General features: G+C 51.0%; 24 protein-coding genes. 22 read left to right on the top strand and 2 right to left on the bottom strand.

Annotated elements, in window-relative coordinates:
• Positions 1–159 precede the first annotated feature (159 nt).
• The 7 genes from P8J86_11075 (at position 160) to P8J86_11045 (ending at position 7,334) form a co-directional block, all read left to right on the top strand.
• Positions 160–720 (top strand): hypothetical protein, encoded by a 561-nt coding sequence (locus tag P8J86_11075; GenBank protein ID MDG2055236.1) that lies wholly within the window; start codon positions 160–162, stop codon positions 718–720.
• Between the two features lie 132 nt (positions 721–852).
• A complete protein-coding gene (gene atpC / locus P8J86_11070; GenBank protein MDG2055235.1) occupies positions 853–1,287 on the top strand; it encodes an ATP synthase F1 subunit epsilon in 435 nt (144 codons plus the stop codon).
• 115 nt (positions 1,288–1,402) lie between these two features.
• Entirely contained in the window at positions 1,403–2,125 is a 723-nt protein-coding gene (gene scpB / locus P8J86_11065; protein ID MDG2055234.1) for an SMC-Scp complex subunit ScpB, read from the top strand.
• A gap of 27 nt (positions 2,126–2,152) precedes the next feature.
• Entirely contained in the window at positions 2,153–3,316 is a 1,164-nt protein-coding gene (locus tag P8J86_11060) for a DUF58 domain-containing protein (GenBank protein MDG2055233.1), read from the top strand.
• Complete coding sequence (locus P8J86_11055; GenBank protein MDG2055232.1) at positions 3,313–5,565, top strand: DUF3488 and transglutaminase-like domain-containing protein; 2,253 nt, start codon at positions 3,313–3,315, stop codon at positions 5,563–5,565. Before P8J86_11060 ends, P8J86_11055 begins: the two co-directional genes overlap by 4 nt.
• Complete coding sequence (locus P8J86_11050; GenBank protein MDG2055231.1) at positions 5,562–6,263, top strand: class I SAM-dependent methyltransferase; 702 nt, start codon at positions 5,562–5,564, stop codon at positions 6,261–6,263. The genes P8J86_11055 and P8J86_11050 overlap by 4 nt, the downstream gene beginning before the upstream one ends.
• Positions 6,264–6,440: 177 nt before the next feature.
• Positions 6,441–7,334, top strand: a complete 894-nt coding sequence (locus P8J86_11045; protein MDG2055230.1) for a hypothetical protein — start codon at positions 6,441–6,443, stop codon at positions 7,332–7,334.
• Between the two features lie 18 nt (positions 7,335–7,352).
• Here P8J86_11045 and P8J86_11040 read toward each other — a convergent pair whose 3' ends face one another.
• On the bottom strand, positions 7,353–8,852 hold the full coding sequence (locus tag P8J86_11040) for an anthranilate synthase component I family protein (GenBank protein MDG2055229.1): 1,500 nt from the start codon (positions 8,850–8,852) through the stop codon (positions 7,353–7,355).
• A 222-nt stretch (positions 8,853–9,074) separates the two neighbouring features.
• On the opposite strand from P8J86_11040, the gene ppdK reads away from it, so the two are divergent.
• Positions 9,075–11,786 carry a pyruvate, phosphate dikinase gene (ppdK, locus tag P8J86_11035; protein ID MDG2055228.1) on the top strand — a complete coding sequence of 904 codons (2,712 nt, stop codon included), beginning with the start codon at positions 9,075–9,077 and terminating at the stop codon, positions 11,784–11,786.
• 30 nt (positions 11,787–11,816) lie between these two features.
• Here the strand turns inward: ppdK and P8J86_11030 are convergent, their stop codons facing one another.
• A complete protein-coding gene (locus P8J86_11030; protein ID MDG2055227.1) occupies positions 11,817–12,236 on the bottom strand; it encodes an HIT family protein in 420 nt (139 codons plus the stop codon).
• A gap of 70 nt (positions 12,237–12,306) precedes the next feature.
• Between P8J86_11030 and nadC the strand changes: the two genes are divergently transcribed.
• The 14 genes from nadC (at position 12,307) to fabD (ending at position 25,659) form a co-directional block, all read left to right on the top strand.
• On the top strand, positions 12,307–13,302 hold the full coding sequence (nadC, locus tag P8J86_11025) for a carboxylating nicotinate-nucleotide diphosphorylase (protein MDG2055226.1): 996 nt from the start codon (positions 12,307–12,309) through the stop codon (positions 13,300–13,302).
• A complete protein-coding gene (locus tag P8J86_11020) occupies positions 13,302–14,072 on the top strand; it encodes a biotin--[acetyl-CoA-carboxylase] ligase (protein ID MDG2055225.1) in 771 nt (256 codons plus the stop codon). Before nadC ends, P8J86_11020 begins: the two co-directional genes overlap by 1 nt.
• Positions 14,073–14,174: 102 nt before the next feature.
• Positions 14,175–14,618: a hypothetical protein gene (locus tag P8J86_11015; protein MDG2055224.1), complete on the top strand. Its 444-nt coding sequence runs from the start codon at positions 14,175–14,177 to the stop codon at positions 14,616–14,618.
• Positions 14,615–15,037, top strand: a complete 423-nt coding sequence (locus P8J86_11010) for a hypothetical protein (protein ID MDG2055223.1) — start codon at positions 14,615–14,617, stop codon at positions 15,035–15,037. Before P8J86_11015 ends, P8J86_11010 begins: the two co-directional genes overlap by 4 nt.
• Positions 15,000–16,859, top strand: a complete 1,860-nt coding sequence (locus P8J86_11005) for a glutamate mutase L (protein ID MDG2055222.1) — start codon at positions 15,000–15,002, stop codon at positions 16,857–16,859. The genes P8J86_11010 and P8J86_11005 overlap by 38 nt, the downstream gene beginning before the upstream one ends.
• A gap of 35 nt (positions 16,860–16,894) precedes the next feature.
• Entirely contained in the window at positions 16,895–18,022 is a 1,128-nt protein-coding gene (locus tag P8J86_11000; GenBank protein MDG2055221.1) for a hypothetical protein, read from the top strand.
• 74 nt (positions 18,023–18,096) lie between these two features.
• Positions 18,097–19,476 (top strand): fibronectin type III domain-containing protein, encoded by a 1,380-nt coding sequence (locus P8J86_10995; GenBank protein MDG2055220.1) that lies wholly within the window; start codon positions 18,097–18,099, stop codon positions 19,474–19,476.
• Positions 19,473–20,216 (top strand): hypothetical protein, encoded by a 744-nt coding sequence (locus tag P8J86_10990; protein ID MDG2055219.1) that lies wholly within the window; start codon positions 19,473–19,475, stop codon positions 20,214–20,216. Before P8J86_10995 ends, P8J86_10990 begins: the two co-directional genes overlap by 4 nt.
• A gap of 30 nt (positions 20,217–20,246) precedes the next feature.
• Entirely contained in the window at positions 20,247–21,104 is an 858-nt protein-coding gene (locus tag P8J86_10985) for a hypothetical protein (protein MDG2055218.1), read from the top strand.
• Positions 21,101–22,378 (top strand): hypothetical protein, encoded by a 1,278-nt coding sequence (locus P8J86_10980; GenBank protein ID MDG2055217.1) that lies wholly within the window; start codon positions 21,101–21,103, stop codon positions 22,376–22,378. Before P8J86_10985 ends, P8J86_10980 begins: the two co-directional genes overlap by 4 nt.
• Before the next feature lie 118 nt (positions 22,379–22,496).
• Positions 22,497–22,682: a 50S ribosomal protein L32 gene (gene rpmF, locus P8J86_10975; GenBank protein MDG2055216.1), complete on the top strand. Its 186-nt coding sequence runs from the start codon at positions 22,497–22,499 to the stop codon at positions 22,680–22,682.
• Positions 22,683–22,685: 3 nt separating this feature from the next.
• Positions 22,686–23,705, top strand: coding sequence for a phosphate acyltransferase PlsX (gene plsX, locus P8J86_10970; GenBank protein ID MDG2055215.1), 1,020 nt, complete (start codon positions 22,686–22,688; stop codon positions 23,703–23,705).
• Entirely contained in the window at positions 23,702–24,700 is a 999-nt protein-coding gene (locus P8J86_10965; protein MDG2055214.1) for a ketoacyl-ACP synthase III, read from the top strand. The genes plsX and P8J86_10965 overlap by 4 nt, the downstream gene beginning before the upstream one ends.
• The gene (gene fabD / locus P8J86_10960; protein MDG2055213.1) at positions 24,673–25,659 is read left to right on the top strand and encodes an ACP S-malonyltransferase; all 987 of its coding nucleotides are present in this window, start codon (positions 24,673–24,675) and stop codon (positions 25,657–25,659) included. The genes P8J86_10965 and fabD overlap by 28 nt, the downstream gene beginning before the upstream one ends.
• Positions 25,660–25,696: the final 37 nt, after the last annotated feature.

The raw sequence follows: 25,696 nt of genomic DNA, 5'->3' as shown, positions 1-25,696 counted from the left end.
AATAGAGACATAGTTAACAGTATGGGGCCGTGTTTTCGGCCAACATATCTTTTTGTTTCTCAGTTTATTTCAATTTAACGGGTCCAAGAGTGTTTACACGGGGGGTGACTGCCAGCCGCGTTAACGGCATTGGTTTTGGTCTCAATGGGAGTGATGGACATGATTGGAGCAACTTGGTTCGACTCGAAAAATGTGGGGAGCAGTCGTTCATTTGTGTTACGAGGGTTGCCTGAGATGGACAAGGCCACAGAGATTCTCTGGATCGATCAGGGCTATCTTCCGTTCACAATGTCTACCGGTGAGATGGAATGGGCTGCTGGCGGCCGAATTCGTAGATTACTTCGTCGTAATGGTGATTGTGAGTGTGACCTCAAGCGGCACCGTGGGACAGATCAGATTACCCTCAACGAGATCTCGCCTATCCATGAAATGATGTTTTCTCGGCTTTGGGAGGCTGCAAAAGGACTGACATTTCGCAAGACCCGCTACCTCCTCAGGCTCGAAACTCATTTTTGGTACGTTGAGAGCATTACTGAATTGGGCCTGTTTATGGCCCGCTTACATAGCGAAGAGCAGGATGTTGCTCGGATCGAAGTCCCGAGCCGGCTGGGATCGGTGGTTCTGAGGGAAGTCACCGATGAGCCTGGATATCGCTCGATTGACTTTGCGCATCGTTTACGGCGCTGGCGTGAAGTACGTGAGCAAGCCTCGGCTGGTTGAAGCCTGGGATCACGCCGCTACACTGACCGCTCGGATTTGAGACGCAGGTGGCCGGAATACGTAGTTCATCATCGGCACTGCTCGAACGTAATAATCTGCATTCGGACGAATGCCAGGCTGAGAAACAGACCGGTGGATAACAAATCACTTAAGCCATTCAATTGCTCGATCGTTACACCTGATGCTGCTGTGTATGAGGGTGAAGTTCTCTATGCCTCAGTCCCTGCTTGGGATGGCCAGGTTGGTGTTATGCACAATCAGTCGCCATTACTGGCCCGGCTGGATATTGGACCGCTCCGGTTGGATTTTGCAGGCGGAGGCCGTCGTTGGTATCTGCTTGAAGGAGGCTTCGCTCAGATGCGAGACAACAATCTCACGCTGCTGACTGAGGGCGCCACTGGTGCTGAGCAGCTTGTGATTGAGGAAGCTGAGGCTGAGCTTGCGAAAGCCCGAGAATTAACAGCTACTTCTGGCGAGGAACGGTCAGATATCGAACAGCAGCAGCGGCTGGCCATTGCGAAGGTGAGCCTCGCTCGGGGATTCGAAGAACGTGGTGGAACGGTTTAAGGGCCTTATGCCAAGACATCTGCCCGGCCGCAACATACACTAAGACAATAACTGCAACGTGCCTTGATCTTGCGATCAGTGGCCTTGCTCAGGTTCGGGAATATGGATTTCCAAGATGTCTCACGATGCAAGTGCAACAACTACGCCAGCGGATGGAAACAACCCAACGGCTTCGTCCTCGCAAGTTGAGGAGCCTCTTCAGGAGGAACCTTTGTCTCGTCGGATAGAAGCGGTCCTTGCGGTGACTGACAAACCACTTGGTGAAGCGCGCCTGGGCGCTATTTTGGGGCTGCCTGGCCGTGGTGTCATCGGTCGTATCAAAGACGCGATTGCGATCTTGAATGAAGAGTACGCATCCACTGGGCGCGCCTTTAGAGCGCAACGGGTGGCTGGCGGTTATCGCTTGATGACGGAGCCATTGTTCGGGCCACTTCTCGCTCGACTGCGAGCCGAAAGGCAGCGACAGCGGTTGAGCCAAGCAGCGCTTGAGACACTCTCAATTATTGCTTATCGGCAACCGGTCATGCGAGCAGAGGTTGAGGCGATTCGTGGTGTTTCCTGTGGTGAGGTTTTGCGTGGCTTGCTGGAGCGGCGATTGATACGAGTTGCGGGCAGAGCAGAGGAGCTTGGACGTCCATTGCTTTACGGAACGACCAAGGAGTTCTTGATTGTCTTTGGCCTGGCCGATTTAGAAGATCTTCCAGAGATCGAGGGCCTTGAGGGAGCGGGGCGTGCTTACGGTCAAACAGTCATTCAGACTGAGGATGAAACCGACAAGGAAACCGAAGTCGAGACGCCCGATGATCAAGCCGTCGAAGTTGATGCTGACGGTACATGATGGTCTACAGGTGATCAGGAAAGAACAATGCGCATACCGCGGAATGTCTTTACCGGTTGGAGTGTTGTGCTGGTCTTGGCAACACTTCTCGTCGGAGTAGGTGGTAGCGCATTTTCTAATAACTTATTGGTTTGGCTGTTTGGTGTTCTTGTTGCCGAGATCATTCTTTCATTTCTGTTTGCCTGGTTGTCACTTGTTTTGATCAGTGTGCGTCGACTAGAGATGGCGCATGGGGAGGTCGGCGAACCACTTGTTGTTCGATATGAAGTTCGTAACCGAAGTCGTTGGTTACCTGCTTTCAATATCTGGATCAGTGAACGTTCGGTGCAGGATAAAAACGGTTGGCAAAAACGCTTGGATGGAACTTCGGCATGGATTCTCAATGCAAAAGCTCGGGGTGTTTGCCAGGGCGAAGCAGTCTATTGGCCTCATAAACGCGGTCCTGTGCTCTTTGAAAAGATTGAGATTACAACGAGCTTTCCATTCGGTATTTTTCGCATGCGTCGCAGCCACGTGCAGTCTCAGCAATGCCTCATTCATCCTGAGGTCAAGCCTCTTCAAGATCGTGTTCTTAAGTCGCTGGCTCCAATGGGTCTACTGGGGACCGGTTTCAGTCAGCAGTCAGGTTCTGGAGATGACTACTACGGGCTGCGTGAGGTCGGTGTCTTCCAACCACTGCGAATGATCGCATGGAAGGTTTCTGCTCGTCGTGAAAATCTTGTTGGGATTGAAAAGTCATTGCAAACTCGACCTCGGTTGAATGTGGTACTCGATCTACGAACGCCAACCAATGAACTCGAAGTTGAAGGGCACGACCTAAAGTTGGCTAGAAAACGTGAGGAAGAGGCAATCACGCTGGCCGCGTCCTTGTTGAAGATGGCTCAAAGAAATCAGATTGATACAGGGTTGCATATCTTGGGATTACCAGGTGTCGACTTTGGTCTGGGGCATGGGGCCTGGCATCGTCTTCGACTTACGGCTGCATTGGCGATGCTCGATCTGGATGAGCCTCGCCGAGAAGTAAGTGCAGTACCAGGAGATTTTGAGCGAGCCGCATTGATTGTTGTTCAATGCGACCTTATTCGTCCCTTGTCTGGTCGTCAGGATGCTTGGTACTACACCGCATCGCAATTATCTTTGCTGATAGATCATGGCTCAAATCAGTCAGATAGCAGCGAGGAGGCAGCATGACGCTACTCCGCCAACTTCCTTTTATTGTGTTTGTTCTGGCGCTGATCAGTGTCGTGGCTCAGGGTGTCGCTCAGGAAAACCCATTGCTCCTGATCATTGCCGGAACCATCGCAGTGGTGAGCTGGTATATCACTGAGTGGAAGGGGGGGCATACACTTCCAGTTTGGGTTGCTCGAGCACTACTGATACCGGTTGTTGCCTACGCATTAATAGAATCACTGCAGGGCAGCGCTGACTTACGCCCCATTTTGGGACGTTTTCTTCTGTTCCTGCTGCTCATCAAACTCTACGAAGAGAAGACCAGCCAGAATTATGGCCTGATACTTCTTTTGAGCTTTGTCTTGATGATTGTTGGTTGTTTGTTAGTGGCGGGGCCGTTGTTTGCAGTTCTCTTAATCAGTTATGCGGTACTTTCGACTCTGGGGTTAATGCTTTATCAGCTCTTTGATGCACGTGATATTGCGACTCATGATCGGGAACGCCCAGTTCCTGCTGGTGTCATCATGCCGCCACTGAGGCCAGTCTATTCTCGCGGTCTCCTAAGACAATTCTTCGTCTTGACTCTCATGCTTGGGGTGCTGGGCTTCATTATTAGTTGTTTTGTGTTCCTCTTTTATCCGAGGGTTATTCAAAGCGGAATGCTCAGTGGTGTCATGACCTCGACTCGTCGTGTTACGTCGTTTAATGACAATATTGATCTCTTTGGAAACCTGAGTGTGACGCCTTCGGCATCTCGTGTGTTTCGCTTGCAGCTTCGTGATGAACATGATCAACCGATTCGAATGTCATTGCCGCTTCGATTGAGAGCATCTGTATTCGAAGTTTACGAGGATGGATTGTGGTTTTCTAGACAAGCGGATCAGTCTGATTTAATAGCTGTAGATTCCAGTAAATTTCAATATTTCGCACCCATCGTAGCGCCAGAAGAATATGTGCGCCAGAAATTTCTACTGAGCTTGCGCATGCAGGCCTTGCCTTCTCTCTATGCGCCGTTCGCGCTCCGTGCAGATGATGAAATTGAAGTCAACTATAAGCCTGAAGTTCAGACAATTGCACTGTCTCCACCAAGGCAGCGGGTTGTTGAGTACGAGGTCTTGTCGAAGCTGCAGCCTTCCGATTTATTGTTGACAGAACTTACTGACGACGTAGATCCGCTCCCTATGGTTGAGCTTTCCACGCCTGATCCTCGTGTGCAGGCAATGGCTTATTCACTGATGGATGCTGCAGGTATTCCACGTCAGTCGCCGTCGTCACTCGATGAACGCTGGAATTGGTCAAGGCAAGCTGCCAACGTCTTCTTACGCGAATTGAGTTCGGGCCGTTACCGCTATTTGCTAGATATTGGTAGTCAATTCTCATTGAATGAAATTAGTCGTCTGGGCGATCCGATTAGCTGGTTTCTTCTTGACGCAAAACAGGGCCATTGTCAGTACTTTGCAACAGCCCTGGCAGTACTTTGTCAGTCAGTTGGTGTTGAGGCTCGGTTGGTCACTGGATTTTTGAGTGTGCTTTATGACGATGATGCCAATGAATACGTCGTCTTGGCGCAAAATGCGCATGCTTGGACCGAAGTGCGAACCGGTTTACGGGCATGGACACCAATGGACGCCACTCCTCCAGGCGCATTGAGCGAATTTTACATTCGCGATCTTTCTATCGCGAACAGTCTGAGATGGTTATATGAGGATCTTGAAAATACATGGAATACTTCGGTCTTAGAATTTGATTCAAACGCTCGAGAGCAGATTTCACGGAATCTTGGTTTGGATGTTTGGGGTTTTATCACTGGGGCATGGGAACAGATTGCAAAATGGGGGCAGTACTTTAATCGTTCATTTCATTATGGCGTGGGTGGTTATGTGTGGCTCGGTATTGTTACTGTAAGTGTGTTGCTTTTACTTTGCGTTTTCATTCAAGTTCGGGTGCGCTTTTCCCGAGCCGATCAAGCAATGCATCTCGCCAATTATGGTTACCAACGTCGGCGCGAACTAAGGCGAGAGGCGCATTTTTATGTAGATATGCTTGGGTTACTGGCAAAGAATGGAATTCGGAAACCCGCTTGGAAATCCCCGCTGTTTTTTGCTCAAGAAATTGCTGTTGATAGAGAACAGGTAGGCGGGTTGATAAGAATATTGACGCTGCGTTATTACGATATTCGCTTTGGGAGTGGGCAGTTATCTTTAGCAGAAAAAGAAGACTCGAAGGCCAAGTTTGAAGAGTTGCGTTCGTTACTGGAGCAAGCCAAGTGAGTGAATCGCATGAGCAGTGGTTTCTGAGCGGTGACGAGGTTTATGACCAAGATCGATCTGATGCGCAAATCTACGGTTTGTTGGATTGGCTTGGTGAAGCGCCAAAGCAAGTGATTGACCAGGGCTGTGGAACGGGGCGGGTGCTTGTGCCTCTCGCATCAGAAGGACATGAAGTTCTTGGTGTCGACCATGACCAGCAGAGCGTGGATTCTTGTTGCTCGTTGCTTCAATCTAAGGGAATCAAGGCCAAGGTCATCTGTGCTGATTTTCATCAACCGCTGCCAAATGAGACTGGTCGCGCCGATGCCATCATTTGTTTAGGTAACACTTTTATGCTTTTGGTGGATCCATTAGAAGCGGCTAACTTATTGGGGCAATGGCGAGCCCAATTGAAGCCTGGTGGGGCCATCATTATTGATGATATTCCTCAGGACCTACTCAGTGAACTGACCGAGGGACGATGGCAGGATGGAGTCAGCGAGGATGGCCACCTTCAGCTGGCTTGGGCTCACGGAGATCTTGTTTTTGCCATCCGCACTGGGGAGGCAGTCAACGAGGAAGAACCTGGCGTTCTGCCCGGCGAACCCTGCTTTCGCTTATGGACCATGGGTGCACTGGAATTAGTGGCCAGTCAGGCGGGATTTGAACGGCCTCAATGGCTCTCAAATGCGGGATTATTGGTCTTTAAGGCCATCTGATCGCCTCTCAAAATAGCTGCAACAAACTTACAGGATTCGACTTAAGGCCCCCTATGGACCCGTCGATGGTCCCAATAGGTCAGGTGGCGGGTGTTCCACTCGCGCTGGCCTATGTGTCAACACCACCAACGATCCAAAGTCTTGTCCCAGAGGACATTCAAAAACGGGAGCCCAATCGTGCCTGCGAATCGATCCAGAACCACCGGATGGCGTCGAAGCCTACAACAGATCAATGACCGCAATGGCTCGATCGAACTTGCTATTGCAAGCGATCGCGATGGAACGGAAAAGGGTGGGGATCTTATTTGGCGTTCACGCCTGATGCACCTTGATGGTGACGCGATGATTGTAGAGCGGCCCATGGCACTGGGGCAGGAGCTTCAAATTGATGAAGGCGTCGAGTTAATTGGAATTATGGCCATTGGACAAAATCGTTGGATGTTCTCGACAGTGAACATTGGAAATGTAAAACATGCAATTAACAGTAGCCGCACTATTCCAGCACTAAAGCTCAAGCTTCCTGCTGCAGTTGAGCGCTGCCAGCGACGTAACTTCTATCGTGTGGAAACAGCAGCATTGGTTCTTCCAGAGGTAGAGATATGGCCGCTTTTGGATCCCAAATCGGTCATGTTGGCCGAGCGTGCAAATGAGATTGAATTTGAGGCAGAGCAGCGGCGATCGTCAGTCGTGCCGCGTCCTCGCATTGAATTGCCGTTTGGTCCAGATGAAGTCATGCCCGATGTTGGGCCCCGCTTTGCTGGTCGATTGGTCAATATTGGTGGTGGCGGTTTGGGAATGCATATCTCAAGTGATGATTCAAGCCATCTGCACACCCGCAAATTATTCTGGCTACGTTTTTCATTGCCACCAGAATTGAGTACGCCGATTTGTGCGACTAGTAAGCTCGTGCATACGCATATGGAGGCAGATCGCCACACCTATGCAGGATTCACGTTTGAATTCACGTTCAATCCCTCGCACCGTTCATTTGTAGTCGATCAAATATGCCGCTACATCGCGGTGCAGCAACGAGCTCAACTTCAACGTCATCGTGAACGTTTGATTGCATGATGATCGGGCGTTGAAAATCTAAACGGTAACGGGGTTGGTTTGAGGTGTAGGAAGGGTCAGTAGATCTTCGACCACAGCCATCTTCTGCAAGCTCTCTTTGTATTCAGCTTGTGGATTGGAATCTGCCACGATGCCACCGCCAGCGCCATAGTACATCTTCGCCTGAATTGGATTGCCCAGTGTATTCGACTCATCGTACGCCCAAAGCGTTCTGATCGAGACGTTCAATTCGATGGAGCCATCGTTTCCGAAAAGGCCGATAGCGCCACAATACGGACCGCGCGGTTGTGGCTCAAGATCTCGAATAATCTGCATCGCTCGAACCTTGGGCGCGCCGGTGACTGAGCCTGGAGGAAAGGTTGCTTTGAGCAGTGAGCCAGGTTGAACCCCTTGTTTCAGGACTCCGGTGACTTCACCAATGGCATGATGGACTGTCGGATACGTCTCAATCCATCGATCACGGGAGACAGTGATGGAGCCAAAGGTACAAACACGACCTAGATCGTTGCGCATCAGATCAATGATCATATGGAGTTCAGCTTTGTCTTTTTCAGAATCAAGTAGTGTCTGAGCAGGTTGGTTGGCAGCTAATGTGCCTTTGATGGGACGCGTTTTTACTTCTCTTGTCTGAGGATTGAATGACAAGAAAAGCTCTGGGCTAAGAGATGCCAGCCATCGTCTTGCATTCGTGTCGCCATCTTGTGCTCCCAGCTCAAGATAGGCACCAAAATGTGCTTGAGGCTCGCAGGCAACGCGCGTGGCAAGTTGGCGGGGGCTACCTGTCACAGTTGTTTCGAACTGCTGGGTCAGATTGACTTGAAAGACATCGCCTGCAGCGATGTAGTCGAGTACGTCGTCGATTTTCTCAACATAGGCGTTCTCTGAAATCAGGGCGTTGGTTGAAACACACTGGATTGACTGTTCGCCGACATTTTCACCGAGCGCCATTGCGTTCATCAGTGTTTCTAATTCTGATTCAGTCCAGTGGCCAACGGCCCACCATTGGTCACGGTCGGCATCATGGACGAATGCTGTTGGGCACCAGAGCATTTCCAACAATGGCCAATGAGCCCTGTCTGGACTTATGGGCCTTGGTGTCACCGTTGGCTCAAGTTGGCTGCACAGTTCGTAGCCGATTGATGCGATCCAGCCACCAAGGAACGGTGAGGTCTGAGGATCATTTATGGGAGGTACCGCAGTCCAGCTCAGGAGAAGATCAAGGTCGTCGAGAGGCTGGCCAGTGAGATCATTGGGCTGAAATGGAGGTTGACTATCGTCATAGCTGCTCCAAAGTGGGCAGGATGTGGTCTTGTGATCTGGCATGCAGCAATAGCGGCCTTGGGGTCGGGCGATCACTGTTACTTTGGATGATGAATGCTGACGGTGTGCGTCTGCATGAGCGTCCACACAATCTCTGTGAGCAAAATTTGCCAAGGCCAGTGGCCAGTATTCTGGCCATGCGGCAATGAGTGTCTTGGGATCACATTGCCAGGAGAGCTTGTTTGCCGAGAGGCGCATCGTTCTATCATACGCCCCCAATCATGGAATCCCGAATCGAGAGCTGGGATGCGTCTTTGTTTGGAGGTGTTGCCACCCTGCTACACTGCCAGCCCCGTCCACTCAAATTGTTTAGGTAGCTAGGCAGGGTGATGGAGGGGGCGTGAAATTTGACCCTTTATGAATGGACCGAGTCCGCCCAGGACTCACACTTTTAGCCCCTTTACAGGAGCCTCAATCGAGATGCCCACCACGGTGAAAAGACGGAAGTCAACAGTCCGAAAGAAAAAGACAGTTCAGAAACGTTCATCGCGTCGATCTGGCAGCATGACCTATGCCTTTGGCCCCCGGCGCACTGATGGCCGTGGCAGTGATAAACAACTGCTTGGTGGAAAAGGTGCGAATCTGGCTGAGATGACCACTATTGGTTTACCAGTGCCGCCTGGTTTCACAATTACCACTGAGACCTGCGCCGCTTTTGACAAAGCTGGAGGTAAGTTGCCGCCCGGACTTATGGATGAGGTGCGCAGTCAAATTGGTCGCTTGGAGAAAGAGACCGGCAAACGTTTCGGAGATTCGTCTAATCCGTTGTTGGTTTCAGTGCGGAGTGGTGCTGCAGTTTCAATGCCTGGCATGATGGATACGGTGCTCAATCTTGGCTTAAATGATAAGGCTGTCAAAGGTCTCGCCAAAGTAACCGAAAATGAGCGGTTTGCATTAGATGCTTTCCGTCGACTCATCAATATGTTTGGTGATGTTGTGATGGATGTAGACCATCACCGCTTTGAAGCTGAATTTGCGAAGATCAAAAAACGTTACAAGACCCAAGTTGATGCTGACGTGCCTATAAAGGGCATGCAGTCTTTATGTGAGTCTTATAAAAAGGTTTATCGATCCCAAGTTGGAAAATCTTTTCCTCAAGATCCATACAAACAACTGGCTTTGTCAATCGAAGCGGTCTTTAAGTCTTGGAACTCTAAGCGAGCCATTCGTTACCGGCAGATCAATGAGATTACGGGTTTAGTTGGTACGGCTGTCAACGTGCAGGTCATGGTCTTTGGCAATATGGGTGATGACTCTGGTACGGGGGTTGGATTTACACGAGATCCCTCTACAGGTGAGAATAAGTTCTTTGGTGAGTTTCTCATCAATGCTCAGGGGGAAGATGTTGTCGCGGGTATTCGTACTCCAAAGCCCCTGAAAGAGATGAAGGACTGGAACCGAAAGGCCTTCAATCAGCTGATGGAGATCAAAAAGATCCTCGAAGATCATTACCACGATATGCAGGACATTGAATTCACGATTGAGCGTGAACGACTGTTCATGCTGCAAACGCGAAATGGCAAGCGAACGGGTGCCGCGTCACTGAAAATCGCTGTTGATATGGTTCGAGAGAAACGAATTACACGAGCTGAAGCACTGGGCCGTATCGCTCCAGATGACATCACTCAATTGCTACTCCCGAGCTTTGCGCCGGAGGCAAAGAAAAAAGCCAAGGTCCTTGCGACTGGTTTGCCAGCATCGCCGGGTGCCTCAACTGGCATGCTTGCGTTTACCGCTGAAGAAGCGGTGGCTCGCACACAGGCTGGTGAATCCGTATTGCTTGTGCGCAATGAAACATCACCTGAAGATGTCGATGGCATGCACCATGCAGCAGGTATTCTCACCTCAACTGGTGGTATGACTTCTCATGCAGCCGTCGTTGCACGTGGCTGGGGAAAATGTTGTGTGGCGGGTGCTGGTTCACTTCGAATTAATGAGAAAGCCCGGATCTTAAAAATTGATGGAAAAAACTACAATCATAAATCGGTTCTCTCTATCGATGGATCAACGGGTGAGGTAATGGATGGTGAGGTAGCAACACGCTTGCCACAGCTTTCCGGTGATTTTTCTACCATCATGCGTTGGTCTGATGATGTCCGCCGCTTGAAGGTGAGAACCAACGCTGATACGCCTGCCGACGCAAAACGCGCTCGCGATTTTGGGGCACAGGGGATCGGGCTATGTCGTACGGAGCACATGTTCTTCGAGGGCGACCGTATTAAAGCGATGCGCGAAATGATTATGGTTGAAGAAGAGCCAGCTCGGCGCCGCGCGCTTAAGAAGTTGTTGCCTTTTCAGCGACGCGACTTCGTGGGCATCTTTACAGCGATGAAGGGGTTGCCGGTGACGATCCGCTTGCTCGATCCTCCATTGCATGAGTTCTTGCCTCGTGAAGAGGCCACGCAAAAAGCACTCGCCAAAACAATGGGAATATCGCTTGCTCGCTTAAGAGAGCGCATCACTGAGCTCCATGAATTCAATCCAATGTTGGGACATCGGGGTTGCCGTCTGGTGGTCACGTATCCAGAAATTTTGGAGATGCAAGTGACTGCGATCGTGGAGGCCATGATTGCATGTAAGAAGAAACGCATTGCAGCCCTTCCTGAAATTATGATTCCACTGGTTGGTATGGAGCAAGAATTAGCCGTCTTGCGTAGCCAGGTTGAGGAAGTCATTGTTCGGGTTAAGAAAGCCAAGAAGTTCACAGGCAAACTAGACATTCCTATCGGGACCATGATTGAGATTCCGCGTGCGGCCTTGACCGCTGGAGATGTTGCTCAGCATGCAGATTTCTTTAGTTTTGGGACCAATGATCTCACGCAGTTGACCTATGGTTTTAGTCGTGATGATGTAGGCACCTTCTTGCCAGACTATATTGAGCGTGGACTGCTTGAGAGAGATCCTTTCCAGTCAATTGATGTTCCTGGTGTGGGTCAGTTGGTCAGTGAAGCTGTCTTGCGTGGTAGAGCAGTGCACCCAAACATGAAGCTCGGTGTTTGTGGTGAGCACGGCGGTGATCCCGCTTCTATTCGCTTCTTTGACGAGGTCGGTCTTGATTATGTGAGTTGTTCACCATTCCGTGTGCCGATTGCTCGGTTAGTGGCAGCTCAGTCAACTTTGGAGCAGTCGTAGATCGCGGAGTGCCCTGAGGTACGACCTTTGTTAGCGAATCTTTTCGGCAATGGCCTTGGCGAGCGTTTGGCCGTTGTCGAATGGATGAGTTGACCAATTCATATTGAGACCTTGGCCGTCGGGTATCTTGGGAATAATATGAAAGTGAACATGGAACACGGCTTGGTTTGCGCTATCGCCATTGTTTTGTAAGACGTTGTAGGCTTCAATATCGGTTGCTTCTCTTACGGCTCGGCACAGGCGAGGAAGCACGCGGCCGAGTGCTGCGGCTGCTTCATCGCTCAGTAAATGGAGTTGTGCCGCGCGTTCTTTTGGAATAACCAACAAATGTCCTGGAGACAGGGGGTTGATATCCAGAAATGCGAGTACAAGGTCATCCTCATAAACGCGGTGGCAGGGTATTTCACCGCTGATTATCTTGTCGAAAATGGTTGGTTCATGATGAGTCATTTGTGTACTCAGGTAGATCATCTCGGGCTTCTTAATGACGGGCTGGATACGAGACGATAGGCTGCAATCAATGTCAGATGCAAGCAGACATCATGATTCCACTTCAACAAGTGCTGTAGATAGGGGCCTTTGTGCTTCTATCGAGAATGCTGCCACGACGTTGATGCCGCCTCTTGTCGCAAGCGAGCTACTGATTCGTACCTTGGCGGAAGATGAAATTCACTTAGGTGACGTGACCACTCGTAGCATGGTTGGTGCTTCAGAGGTGTTGTCAGCTCAAATGATGACGCGAAAACCAGGGGTCATCGCAGGATTGGGGCCATTGGCCAGCGGTCTAAGAGAGACGCCCTGGGCCAAGGAACTTTCAATGACGCCAATCGTCGCTGATGGAGATCGCGTTGCCGCTGGGCAAGCGATTGCATCGGTTACGGGCTCGAGTCAAATTGCTCTTGAGCTTGAGAGAAGCTTGTTGAACTTACTCTGTCTTAGCTGTGGTGTTGCGACGCTCACCGCCCAATTTGTTGCAGCAGTATCGCATACCAAGGCGGTGATTTGTGGCACGCGTAAGACGATTCCAGGTTTGCGCGCATGGCAGAAATACGCGGTGATTTGTGGCGGTGGTGAGCCGCATCGCATGAGCCTCGCTGATGCAGCCATGTTTAAGGACAACCATCTTGCAGGGGTTAAGAATGTCGATTTGGCGCATCGTGTAGCAGAGGCATCTCGTCGAGCTCGCGCGCTCAGGCCGTTGAAATTTGTTGCGGTTGAAGTTGACACAATTGATCAGTTTCAGTCGCTGCTCAATGTTGATGACGCGCTAGTGGATATCGCGTTGATGGACAATATGCCAGCTGATCTCTTGGCTCGGTGTGTTGCCTTGCGAGATAAAGCAAAGAGTCGTTTGCTCTTAGAGGCAACGGGTAATGTCACATTGGCTAATGTCGCAGCACTTGCAGAGAGTGGTGTCGATCGAATTTCGACTGGATCAATTACACATAGCGCTTCCTGGCTCGACATCGGACTAGACATTACATTTGAATCTGATTCTCGTGAGGCTATTTCTTAATGCCAGCGCTCACGCCACTCGATCAATGGGCGGACATGCTCGAAGCGGTTACTGCCAACAGCGTGCATTTGAATCGTGTGGTTGTTCTTGCTGAAACAGATTCAACTCAGGATGCCTGTCGACGTCTGGGGTTGGAACCTGGTCTGGTTGTTGCAACTGGTCGTCAGAAGTCTGGGCGAGGTCGGTTAGGGCGTACCTGGTTGGACACAGAAGAGCATGGTGTTGCACTGAGTGTTGTTTTAGATGATCCGCGCGGTGTTCTACCACTTGCCGCGCCAATTGCGACAGCGATGGCATTGGAGTCATTCATAGACATGCCAATCTCACTGAAGTGGCCCAACGATGTATTAGTCGCCGCAGCTTCTGAGACGTCATCAGTTGGTCGTAAGCTGGCGGGCATTCTGATCGAACGAACGAGTGAAGTGGCGATTGTTGGCATTGGTATCAATGTCGGTCAATCAACTTGGCCTGAGCCAGTCGCTCAACGAGCGGTCAGTTTGAGACAGATGGGCTATGAAGTCGACCGCATCAGCGTTTGCCAGCGTCTGCTCATCGAGCTGGATCAACAACTGGATGCATCATTGGGATCGCTTCGTGAGCAATGGGGGAACCGTGATGCGCTGCGGGGCCAGCAGGTCACCGTCACTTCCGGTAAGCAACAGCATCAGGGCATCGTAGAAGCCACAGATCCCACTGGGACACTGCGATTGATCAGTGATGGCAGGGTGCTGGAGTTGGAGTCGGCGACCGCCACCATCGCATCCATATAAACCTGTGCTCCAAACCCATTTCTGGCCCGACATGAAACGTAAGTTGCTAAACTACGCGGCCACGTCAAGCGCCCGAGCAGCCCGGTGGTCCTGGATCGAAATGTGCTTATGGATGTAATTGAGAAAAATGCGTATACCTGGAAGGTTCATCCCGCGCGGCAGCGTTGGGTGGCAGCCATGGTCGCGCTCGTGGTGATTGTTTGCGCTGGTTGGTTGATTGCAACATGGGTTGATTCACCATCCTGGGCCCCATGGGTTGGACTGGGCGCTGTTGTAATCCTGATCTTGAGCCTGAATAGATTCTTCTTTCCAAGCACTTTCACCATTGATCAGCGCGGTATCACTGCTGTCTTTCCGATGACACGAAAGCGCTATCAATGGCGACAGCTGCGGCGTTTTGTGCATGATGATGCTGGTGGATTCTTATCAACGCGATCGCGTCGGAGTCGATTTGATGCATTTTCTGGATTGCACTTGGTTTTTCCAAACAAGAGGGAACCCATTGTGTCCATGATCAAAAGCTACATGCAGGAGCAGCCGGCATGAGCTGGATCAAGAATGCCTTTGCGGTGGATCCGCCCGGCCCCCAGGAGCCAACAGAGCCACAGCGCAAGGTGATTGACAAAGTTTGCCGAGCGGTGGTGAGTCGTCGGATGACAACACCCGCTATCGTGGCACTGCAGATGAGTCGTCCTCTGAACTATCTTAGTTCGCAGGCGATGCACTTTTTTCGGCCGATCCTGGCTACCGTCACAGATACAGAGGGGCTCCGCCATTTTGCCGAATTTGTCGAACATCGCGGGGCGTTTGAGTACATTCTTATGCGGCTTGAGGAGATCGAGGCAATAGTAGAGTCAGAGGAAGCCGGTTCAAGTGTTCATCAGGACCAGGTTTCAGTAGTTCAGCATTCCCAAGGAAAGGACGACGATGTCGCAGGCAACGTCCCACGAAACAATCAAGATTGATACAGACAAGGTCAAGATTATTCTTGCCACCGACTGTGGTAGTACTACGACGAAGGCAGTTTTTATCGAGCTCATCGATGGTGTCTATCGTCAGACCCAACGAGGTGAAGCCCCAACAACTGTTGAGCAACCTTTTGCGGATGTCACCATTGGTGCCGTCAATGCAATTACTGAGGTTGGCGAGTTGGCGGATCGCAAATTAGTCGATGACAACGGTCGCATTATTCAGCCAGCAACAGATACGGAAGGTTGTGATATCTATATCTCAACATCAAGTGCTGGCGGCGGGCTCCAGATGATGGTTGCCGGTGTGATTGCTGAGATGACTGCTGCCAGTGCGAAGCGCGCCGCGTTAGGCGCAGGCGCCATTGTGATGGATGTCATTTCGTCAAATGATAAACGTCGTCCCCACGAGCAGATTCAGCGCATTCGCGAACTTCGTCCAGACATGATCCTGCTTTCTGGGGGTACTGATGGAGGCACTACTGAGAAGGTTGTTGAGCTTGCGGAGTTGATTGCGCCAGCTCGTCCCCAGCCTCGTTTTGGTAGTGAGTATGAAATGCCAATTATCTATGCGGGGAACTCAGCTGCTCGCGATCAGGTTGGCGATGTCCTGGATGAGGGATGGATCGACTTAGAGATGGTTGATAATTTGCGACCAGTGCTCGAACGCGAGAATCTAGGCCCAGCACGAGATAAGATTCATGACGTCTTCCTGGAACATGTCATGGCCCATGCGCCTGGTTATGACAGGCTAATGGAGTGGACAGACGCGCCCATCATGCCAACGCCTGGTGCCGTGGGTGATATTTTGCAGCAGATTGCGAAAGATCAGGACATTAATGTTGTGGGCGTGGATATCGGTGGGGCGACCACAGACGTCTTTAGTGTCTTTGATAAGACGTTTAACCGTACTGTGAGTGCCAATCTCGGCATGAGTTATTCAATCTCGAATGTCTGCGCTGAGGCCACGATGGCAAGTGTGCTGCGTTGGGTTCATTTCGATATGAATGAACGTGAACTACGCAATCGGGTCAAGAACAAGATGATTCGGCCAACGACGATTCCTCAATCTCATGAGGCATTGGTCTTTGAGCAAGCAGTGGCTCGCGAAGCACTGCGTTTGGCCTATCAACAGCACAAAGAGTTTGCGACCACACTCAAAGGTGTCCAGCAGCAGCGTACGGTTGGTGATACGTTCAGTCAGCAGGTTGGCGGCCAAACAATTGTCGACAACATGGCGCTGAATTTATTAGTGGCTTCTGGCGGCGTACTAAGTCATGCCCCATGCATGGAACAGACGGCGATGATGTTGGTTGATGCATTTGAACCTGAGGGCGTCACCAAACTGGCCAAAGATTCGATTTTCATGATGCCTCACCTCGGTGTTCTCGCCGCAGTGCATCCCAAGGCAGCCATGGAGGTGTTTGATCGAGATTGCCTGGTCTATCTCGGTACCAATGTGTCAGCTAAGGGCATCGGCAAGCCCGGCAAGAAGTGTTTCAGCTGGGAGCTACAGGGCGATGGTATACAGGCTTCTGGTGAGATGAACTTTGGCGATCTTGAATTGATTCGTATGGGCCAGGATCAAACGGCCACAATTACTTGTGATCCTGCTCGTGGATTTGATCTTGGCGCCGGGCCAGGGAAGAAAATGACCGCTGAAGTTCGTGGCGGCTCCGTCGGCTTGATACTCGATGGGCGTGGCCGGCCGCTCGCGCTGCCAGAGGAACGCGAAGCCTGTAAGGCCGCAATTGGGGCTTGGGTGAAGGAGCTTGAGCTCTATCCAAAGGTAGATGAGACTATTGCAGCAACGGTTTGAGTTACAAATTGTTTGACGCCAGGAGTTAGTTTGACATGGCACATGCCTATACACCAGGACTTAAAGTCAGTCGTTGGCTGACACATCAATGCAAGCGAATGCTTCCAATTCAGGGCGACGTGCTTGTGGAAGTTGGCCAAACTGTTGATGCCAATGACATCGTGGCGCAAACAGCAATGCCAGGTGATGTGTACCCAATTAATATGGCCAATCTGCTTTCACTGCCACCAGCAGATGTTCCAGAATGCCTGGTTAAAAAAGAGGGTGATGCCATTGAGAAGGGGGAGCTTCTTGCTCAGACCAAGGGCATCTTCGGGATGATGAAGAAATCACAGGTTTCTCCATATTCTGGAACCATTGAGACTGTTTCTGAGATCACCGGTCAGCTGATTCTTCGCGGTCCAGCGATTCCGATTCAGGTTCGGGCCTATGTTTCAGGCCGTATTCTTGAGGTGCTGCCGAAAGAAGGCTGTGTCATTGAAACGCAGGGCACCTATATGCAAGGCATCTTTGGCATCGGTGGTGAGACCAGCGGGAACATCAGGATGGCATGTGAGCGGCATGATGAAGTCCTGACAGAAGATCTGATCAAAGCCGATATGAAAGACTGCATTGTGGTTGGCGGAGGTCAAGTGACGGATGCCGCGATTGAACGGGCTGTCGCCATCGGGGCCGCTGCCATTGTTTCTGGGGGAATCGATGACCAAGATCTGAAGGACTTTCTCGGCTACGACCTGGGTGTCGCGATCACAGGCTCAGAGCGAAAGGGCATCACCATTGTCATCACTGAGGGCTTTGGTGATATTGCCATGGCCAAGAGGAGTTTTGAGTTACTCCAGGCTCGAGAAGGACGCCAGGCTTCAGTCAATGGGGCCACTCAGATCCGGGCTGGCGTGATGCGGCCGGAGATTATTGTGCCTTTAAAGCCCGATGAGAGCCCTCAAGGTGGGGTAGAAGAGGGCGTTGAGGGGCTTCTGGCCATGGGACGTCCGGTCCGAATTATTCGCGATCCCTACTTTGGTGAGATCGGTCAAGTGGCTGGTTTGCCACCCCAGCCAGCAGTGCTTGGCTCCGGGTCAAAGGCGCGGGTACTTGAAGTCAAACTCGATTCCGGGGAGAGTGTTGTTATTCCACGAGCGAATGTGGAATTGATCGAGGGCTAAGACGCCTTGAACCGATTGACTAGACTGTGCATTGACCGATTGAATTTTCCCCTCGCTTATAGAGCCCCCCACGGATGAAGACTCGGTTTATCTTGCCTCTGCCTGCACTGGCCGCTTTGATGCTGGTCATGCTTTTGATGCCGCGTGATATAGCGCAGGCTCAGAGTCCAGCAGGTGGAATTCCGGCGCCGCCTGAAAAAATTAACGCGGTTGATAAGGAAGGTGACAAAGGCGAGGCCATTGAGGTTTACTGGTCGCTTTCACCGAATGATCCTTCAGCCAGTGCAATGCCTGATCTCAATACGGATTCACCATCACAAGTCAAGGATTACCTCATCTACCGTCGCTTGGCAGATTGCGATGACGACTTTGTAAAGGTTGGTAGCCAAACGTATGGGGTCAACTCATACACCGATAGTAATGTGAAGGAAGGTGTGTCATACCGGTACGGTGTTGCCGCGATGAGCCCTGGCGGCAATGTCTCGGCGATGACGACGATGGACTATCCGGTCGCTGCAGTCATGCAGTGGTTTGACTATGAGAAGGCTTGGATGGGCATCATGCTACTTATCATTAGTGGCTGCATCATTACGTATATCAGGATTGCCCGTTCGGGACGGAAGTTGAAAGTTCGCGAGATCGCGGGCCTGAGTGCAGTCGATGAAGCGGTTGGGCGAGCCACCGAGATGGGCCGGCCAATCCTGTTTATTAACGGCATTCTCGATATCAACGATATTCAGACGTTGGCGGGCCTCACGGTACTTTCGCGTGTTGCTAAAACGGCAGCTGAGTACGGCGCTACACTTGAAGTGCCGACAGCTCGTGCACTGGTTATGACGACGGCACGCGAAACTGTCCAAGAAGCTTATTTGTCGGCGGGGCGGCCAGATGCCTATCAAGAAGATCGCATTTACTATCTGACCGATGAGCAATTCGGTTATGTGGCAGGTGTGACTGGCTTCATGGTGCGAGAAAAGCCTGCGGCCTGTATTTACATGGGTGCGTTTTATGCCGAGTCTCTGATTCTGGCAGAGACGGGCAATCATATTGGCGCTATCCAAGTGGCTGGTACAGCCATGCCATCACAGCTGCCCTTCTTCGTGGCGGCCTGTGATTACACGCTCATTGGTGAAGAGTTTTTTGCAGCCAGTGCATATCTTTCTGGCGATCCTCAGCAGCTTGGTTCACTTAAGGGCCAGGATCTTGGAAAATTGTTGGGTGGCGGACTCATTATCATTGGTGTGGTCTTTGCCACACTTGAGCTCATCTGGACTGATTCCACTGATATCACGGATGTTCGTGAATACATCAGTGACAATATTCTGGGTAGTAGTGGTTTGACCATGACATCAATGGAGGCAGGAACTGCTGAGTGGTTTGAACAGATCTTGCAGGATCAACAAGATTATGAGTTGAAAACCAATGCACTTGAGAGTGGAGGCATTGACGCATGAAGCGCACCGTCCCACTTATGATTGCTATTGTTGCTGGGTTCGTTGTTATCCTATCGACCTTCATTCCTTATACGGAGGAGTGGGGTGAGAAGGGAATGATTTGGTTCGACATTTTAGCTGTCGGAGCATTTGTTCTCGGTGGCGGGAACTTACTCAAACTGCATTTAGAGAAGATCTCTGGCCAACGTGCTGGTTGGATGTACTCGGTCATTATCATCGTTAGCTTTGTGGTGACGTTGGTTATTGGCTTACTTCAAGTCGGTGTGCACCCGAATCCGAAGTACCCTGACTTTGCTTGGGGCGGCAACTATCTTGAAGAGGGTGCAAGCTTCTGGTGGATTTACCAATATGTGATTTATCCGCTGACGTCGACGATGTTTGCCATGCTGGCGTTCTATGTTGCATCAGCGGCATTCCGAGCCTTTAGAGCCAAGAACTTTGAGGCCACACTGCTGCTTTTGACTGCTTTTATCGTGCTCCTCGGGCGTACCTATGCAGGTGTTTGGCTCACAGGTTGGGTGCCAGGAACGATGGTTGATATCTGTAATTGGTTCAACATCGCCTCGACGGTTGATGACTGGAAGACCATGCGACTTGACCGTTTGACCGAGTGGCTTGCATTGGACGGACCGACAAAGGGTGCTGGCCGGGCGATCATCATTGGCATCGCGCTGGGCGTGGTGTCTGTCTCGCTCAAGATTCTCTTAGGTGTCGATCGTTCTTATCTGGGACAGGACTAATCAGCTTGGGAACACACTGACCAACTACTTATGTACAAGCTTCTTAAGAATCTCGATCGCCGCTGGGTCTTCCTACTAATGGGATTGGCTGTGGCTATACCGATTCTTACAAACTTGACGTTTCCTGAAGAAACGTCGCCTATGGTTCAGGATATTTATGATGCAATCGAGGACCTTCCGGATGGATCCCGCATCTTGATGGCGTATGACTACGACCCTGGTTCGATGGGTGAATTGCAGCCAATGGCGAAAGCATTCACTCGGCAATGCGCTGAGAAAAACCACAAGCTCTACTACATGGCGCTTTGGCCGCTCGGTGAGCCGATGATCGATGTTGCCGGTGTGCGGATTCTGATGGAGGAATATCCGCACTACAAATACGGCGAAGATTACGTCAACCTTGGCTTTAAGCCAGGTGCTGAAGCGGTTATAACGGTCATCGTTACGGACATGCAAAAGCTTTTCATCACCGATCAGCAGGGCACCAGCTTTGACGAGATTCCGATGTGCCAGGGAATCAAGAATATCCAGCAGATGGATTTGATTGTCAGTATTTCGGCGGGTGACCCGGGTACCAAGCAATGGGTGCAGTATGCGGGGACACCACATGACATTCCGATTGTTGCTGGCGTCACTGGTGTCCAGGCAACACAGCTTGTGGCTTATATTCCTGATCAACTGATTGGTCTGCTGGGCGCCATTAAGGGCGCGGCAGAATACGAGCAGATACTTGATGAAAATTTTCCATTGATTGCCGCCAATCCTGATGCTCAGGAAGCAAAGAAACGGATGGGGCCACAGCTTGTCGGTCATGCGCTTATGGTGGCATTGATCATCATGGGCAACATCATCTACTTCGTCGGGCGAAGGCGAGGTGAAGAGCGATGACAAAAGAGAAGCTCATTTGGACCCTGATATTCGTGATTGGCATTGGCGCTTTGGGATGGCGATTTTTCACCACAGGTATGTCATTGACTTATGTCGCGGGCACAAACTATGAGTTTGTCGAGGTTGAGGTCAAAGCGAAGGATGCGGGTGCGGCTCTTCAGTTGACTGCATCAGCAGCGGCTTTGTCTTGTGAGGACAAAGCGAAGGATGCTGAGGAAAAAGCGAAGGATGCGGGTGAGGCACAGCTGCTTCCGGAATCAGATGTACCTGAGACGGTATGGGTCAATTTGGCTGACGAGACAGATCCCGGTGTTGAATCTGGTAAAGACAAGATCATTAGCAAGCTGACGCCATGGACGACGTGGCGTGATATCAGTATGGAGATCATGCCCGTCCAGGCAGCACTCAAAGAGGTAGGGCTGCCCCCAGCATTGGCCCTTGATCCCACGACTGCAAAGCAAAAAATCGTTCAAGCCAAAGCTGAAGGTTTGATCACTCAAAGCCAGGAAGATGGTTTGCAGGTACTCGTGAGCGGTTTGGATCGCTATCCAGAAATTTCTATGAGCTGGCAGCGAACTTTCGGTGTTTGGGTCGCCGCGCTACTCACGCTGGCCATCATGTCTTTCCTGTACCGCGATAATCCCTTCTACAAGGTTGCAGAAGCAGTGGTTATTGGCAGTTCTGCTGGTTACGTGATGGTGGCGGGCTTTTGGACCACCTTCGTCAAGAATCTGCTTGTCGTACTTTTTCCAGCCGAAATGCGTGATTCTCTGGTCCCCGGCCTTGGTGCTGATACGCCGCCGGACTACATCTACATCATTCCACTGGTAATGATCGTGCTCCTGCTCTGGCGCCTTGCTCCAAGAGGTGGATGGATCAGCCGCTGGCCATTGGCTTTCTTTATTGGCGTGACAGCTGGTTTTCGCCTGATTGGCTACCTCGAGGCTGACTTCCTAGGGCAGATCTCTGCAGCCGTTATTCCGCTCTATGTGCCGACAGAGGTAGCAGGGGGCGGTTTTAGTGTCTGGCTTACAATCTGGGCATCGTTCAGCAATATCGTGATTACGCTGTCAACCTTAACTGGCTTGGTCTACTTCTTCTTCTCAGTTGAGCACACTGGACTGGTTGGCCGGACCGCAAAGGTCGGTATCTGGTTCCTAATGGTGGCCTTCGGCGCGATGTTTGGATTTACCGTGATGGGCCGTATTGCGCTGCTCAGTCAGCGGCTAGAGTTCCTCTTCGGCAACTGGCTTGATCTGATACCGCGTATCTGATGGTGGCCACTTAAACCGCTTTTCTGGTGGTTTGACATGCTCTGGACCCCTTCGTACAGTGAGCCATCCGGGTTTGCCGCTATCTCACTGAGCGGCGCCGTACTTATGAGGTATTCAGATGGCCGTTCCAGCTCTTCGAACATCCCCAAGTCGTAAACGCAAGCGTCGTTCTCACCTAGCGATCACGCCTCGCCAGTCAGGTAATTGCCCAAGTTGCGGCGCTGCAAAATTGCCGCATCGCACTTGTCGGGCCTGCGGCTATGTTCGACCCGGTCTACAGGTGACCACTAGCGGAGATGAGTAGACCATGCGTATCGGGATCGATGTCATGGGAGGCGATAATGCGCCCCACGCGATCCTTGATGGAGCTGTCTCGGGTCTTTCCGAGATTGATGAGGGTGACGGCTTAGTTCTGTTTGGTGATGAGCGTCTGATCAAAGACCATATTGGCAAAGCAGAAGTCGACTGCAGTCGAATTGAAGTCGTCGGAACTTCACAAGTTATTGAAATGGACGATCCGCCGGTTGAGGCGGTGCGCAGTCTTCCCGATAGTTCACTGGTGCGCTTAGTTGAAGCAGCTGGACGTCGAGCAAGCAATAGACTTGATGCCGTCCTATCAGCGGGCAACACAGGTGCTTTTGTTGCCGCAGCTCAGATGCATATGCGTCGGTTGAAGAACGTAACACGACCAGGCATTGCTGCAGTGATTCCCACATTTGGTGGCGCTCTCACTGTCATTGATGTTGGTGCCAATATTGAGCCTAAGCCATTGCACCTGGCTCAGTATGGATTGATGGGTGGTCTTTATGCACGAAGTATGCTTGGCATAGAGAATCCAAGGGTGGCACTTCTGAATGTCGGCGGTGAAGAGCAAAAGGGCACCAAGGATATTCAGGCTGCTCGAGAATTACTGCTACAAGTCAGTGAGCTGAATTTCATCGGCTCAGTTGAGGGGCGTGGCCTCTTTGAAGGCGAAGCTGATGTCGTGATCACTGACGGCGTTGTTGGAAACGTGGTGCTCAAGCTTACTGAGGGACTTTCAACCTCGATTATGAAGCAAATGGCCTCTGAAATGGGCGGGCTGTCTAATGAACTCCAAGCGGAGTTCCAGAGCGTTGTTCGGAAGCTCTATGCAAAGTATGACTATCACGAGTATGGCGGAGCACCGCTGTTAGGCGTGAATGGTGTCTGTCTCATCTGTCATGGATCGAGCCAGGCGAGAACGATCTCAAATGCAGTTAGGGCTGCTCGCAAACTTGTGGCTCAGAATATTAATGAAGCGATCAGTGACTACCTTAGCCAGTCTGAAGAAGAAGTAGTTGCATGAATAATTCCACCTATGGGGTGAGAATTGCTGGAGTCGGGTCTGCGGTTCCCGACCGGCGGTTGACAAACCAAGACTTTGAAAAGATGTTCGATACCAGCGATGAGTGGATCAGGACTCGTACGGGTATCCGTGAACGTCGCGTTGTTGATCAAGAGACCGAAGGTACATTCACGCTTTCGGTAGAAGCCGTCCAAAAAGCACTTGATGATGCAGGCATCGATGGTTCATCGATTGACTTGTTGATCAACGCCTCTGTCAGCTCGGAAATGACTTGTCCATCGAATGGATGCCGAGTTGCCCACGCAATAGGCGCGGTTCCAACGCCAGCATTTGATTTGGTAGCCGCATGTTCTGGTTTTGTGTATGCCCTTAATGTTGCGGATCCACTTATTCGTGGAGGTGCGTTCAAAAGAATTGCCGTTATAGGTTGTGATTCTATGAGCACTCTTTGTGACTATTCGGATCGAAGTGTCTCTATCTTGTTTGGAGATGCGGCTGGGGCGGTCATTCTTGAAAGGGATGAAGACACTGACCGAGGTAGCATCTACAGCTCAATGAAGTCTGATGCTTCAAATTGGCCATGTCTTTATATTCCTCAGCGGGCACAAGAAGTCCAAGATCATTCTGCTGTAGAGCATATTGCCCTGGGTAAGCTGCGAATGCTCGGGCGAGAGGTGTATAAATTCGCAGTGCCGAAGCTCATAGAGATGATTGAGGAAGCGTTGGCCGCAGCGAATTTGAGTCCTGATGATGTGTCACAATTCGTTTGTCATCAGTCAAATGCTCGGATTATTGAATCAGCAATTACAAAGCTCGGTTTGCCTGCAGAAAAAGTGCATATGAACATACAGCACTACGGCAACTCTTCGGCAGGTTCTGTAGGACTCTGCTTAGATGAAGTTTGGCGAGCAGGTAAAATCAAGACAGGTGATATTATTCTCATTGCGGCAGTTGGTGGCGGTATGACATGGGCCGTCAACTTGTGGCGTGTGTAAACAAGTTAGCCGAAAGGGAAAAAGTGACATCGACAGCGGTGCTATGTCCTGGGCAAGGATCGCAGTATGTTGGCATGGGTGCGAAATGGTGCGCAGCCTCTTCTGCAGCAGCTGATGTATTCAAGCAAGCGGATGAGATTTTAGATGGCGTATTCTCAGCGCCGCTCAGTACCTTGTGCTTTGAGGGGCCAGCAGAAGAATTGAACAAGACAAGTGTAAGTCAGCCAGCGATCTATACTTGCTCGGTGGCGAGTTATCATGGTCTTATTGAGATGGGGCAACCACTCAGTCCGGTATGCCTTGCCGGTCTCTCTTTAGGTGAGTACACAGCATTGCATTTGGCAGATGCATTTGACTTTGATCAGGGGTTGCAGCTTGTCACCGAACGTGGCCGCTTAATGCAGCAGGCAGCAGAGGCCTCCGATGGTGGCATGTTGGCGCTGATCGGAGCTGACGAGGAACAGGCGACAAGCCTTTGTGAGCAGGTCTCAGCAGATGGCGCCATTTTGGTGCCTGCGAATTTCAACGCACCTGGTCAAATTGTGCTTTCAGGTCAGGCCGCTGCTTGTGAGCGAGCAGCCGTCATTGCTGCTGAACAAGGTCTTCGGGCAACGCCGCTCACCGTGGCTGGAGCCTTCCATAGCCCGCTAATGGAGTTGGCAGGGGTCGGTTTGGCCTCTGCGCTAGCCTCAAGTACGATCAGGCCACTAGTCATACCAGTTTGGTCGAATGTGACTGCTAAACTCCATAGTCAAGATGATGAGGAACTTCTACGAAAAAGACTCGTCCAACAACTCACGTCGCCTGTCCGCTGGAGTCAAAGTTGTAGCCATATGATTGAAAGTGGCCCAGAAGCAATGGCTGAGTTGGCACCAGGAACTGTGCTTCGCGGTCTGATGCGGAGAATTGATCGAGCAAAAAAGGTAGTAAGCCATGATGAACCGCAAGATAAATCGTAAACAACTTCTCGTGAAAATTACTCGGTTGGGAGTGGCT

Source organism: Phycisphaerales bacterium, assembly GCA_029268515.1.
Classification (GTDB): Bacteria; Planctomycetota; Phycisphaerae; order Phycisphaerales; family SM1A02; genus JAQWNP01.
The sequence above is the reverse complement of the archived record's forward strand: the minus strand, read 5'-3'. Positions and strand labels throughout refer to the sequence as shown.

What these genes read in the sequence shown, in the direction of transcription:
- P8J86_11075 (MDG2055236.1), top strand. Translation starts at nt 160, where the DNA reads ATGATTGGAGCAACTTGGTTCGACTCGAAAAATGTGGGGAGCAGTCGT.
- scpB (MDG2055234.1), top strand. Translation starts at nt 1,403, where the DNA reads ATGTCTCACGATGCAAGTGCAACAACTACGCCAGCGGATGGAAACAAC.
- P8J86_11060 (MDG2055233.1), top strand. Translation starts at nt 2,153, where the DNA reads ATGCGCATACCGCGGAATGTCTTTACCGGTTGGAGTGTTGTGCTGGTC.
- P8J86_11055 (MDG2055232.1), top strand. Translation starts at nt 3,313, where the DNA reads ATGACGCTACTCCGCCAACTTCCTTTTATTGTGTTTGTTCTGGCGCTG.
- P8J86_11040 (MDG2055229.1), bottom strand. Translation starts at nt 8,852, where the DNA reads ATGCGCCTCTCGGCAAACAAGCTCTCCTGGCAATGTGATCCCAAGACA.
- ppdK (MDG2055228.1), top strand. Translation starts at nt 9,075, where the DNA reads ATGCCCACCACGGTGAAAAGACGGAAGTCAACAGTCCGAAAGAAAAAG.
- P8J86_11030 (MDG2055227.1), bottom strand. Translation starts at nt 12,236, where the DNA reads ATGACTCATCATGAACCAACCATTTTCGACAAGATAATCAGCGGTGAA.
- nadC (MDG2055226.1), top strand. Translation starts at nt 12,307, where the DNA reads ATGTCAGATGCAAGCAGACATCATGATTCCACTTCAACAAGTGCTGTA.
- P8J86_11020 (MDG2055225.1), top strand. Translation starts at nt 13,302, where the DNA reads ATGCCAGCGCTCACGCCACTCGATCAATGGGCGGACATGCTCGAAGCG.
- P8J86_11010 (MDG2055223.1), top strand. Translation starts at nt 14,615, where the DNA reads ATGAGCTGGATCAAGAATGCCTTTGCGGTGGATCCGCCCGGCCCCCAG.
- P8J86_11005 (MDG2055222.1), top strand. Translation starts at nt 15,000, where the DNA reads ATGTCGCAGGCAACGTCCCACGAAACAATCAAGATTGATACAGACAAG.
- P8J86_11000 (MDG2055221.1), top strand. Translation starts at nt 16,895, where the DNA reads ATGGCACATGCCTATACACCAGGACTTAAAGTCAGTCGTTGGCTGACA.
- P8J86_10995 (MDG2055220.1), top strand. Translation starts at nt 18,097, where the DNA reads ATGAAGACTCGGTTTATCTTGCCTCTGCCTGCACTGGCCGCTTTGATG.
- P8J86_10990 (MDG2055219.1), top strand. Translation starts at nt 19,473, where the DNA reads ATGAAGCGCACCGTCCCACTTATGATTGCTATTGTTGCTGGGTTCGTT.
- P8J86_10985 (MDG2055218.1), top strand. Translation starts at nt 20,247, where the DNA reads ATGTACAAGCTTCTTAAGAATCTCGATCGCCGCTGGGTCTTCCTACTA.
- P8J86_10980 (MDG2055217.1), top strand. Translation starts at nt 21,101, where the DNA reads ATGACAAAAGAGAAGCTCATTTGGACCCTGATATTCGTGATTGGCATT.
- rpmF (MDG2055216.1), top strand. Translation starts at nt 22,497, where the DNA reads ATGGCCGTTCCAGCTCTTCGAACATCCCCAAGTCGTAAACGCAAGCGT.
- plsX (MDG2055215.1), top strand. Translation starts at nt 22,686, where the DNA reads ATGCGTATCGGGATCGATGTCATGGGAGGCGATAATGCGCCCCACGCG.
- P8J86_10965 (MDG2055214.1), top strand. Translation starts at nt 23,702, where the DNA reads ATGAATAATTCCACCTATGGGGTGAGAATTGCTGGAGTCGGGTCTGCG.
- fabD (MDG2055213.1), top strand. Translation starts at nt 24,673, where the DNA reads ATGGGCCGTCAACTTGTGGCGTGTGTAAACAAGTTAGCCGAAAGGGAA.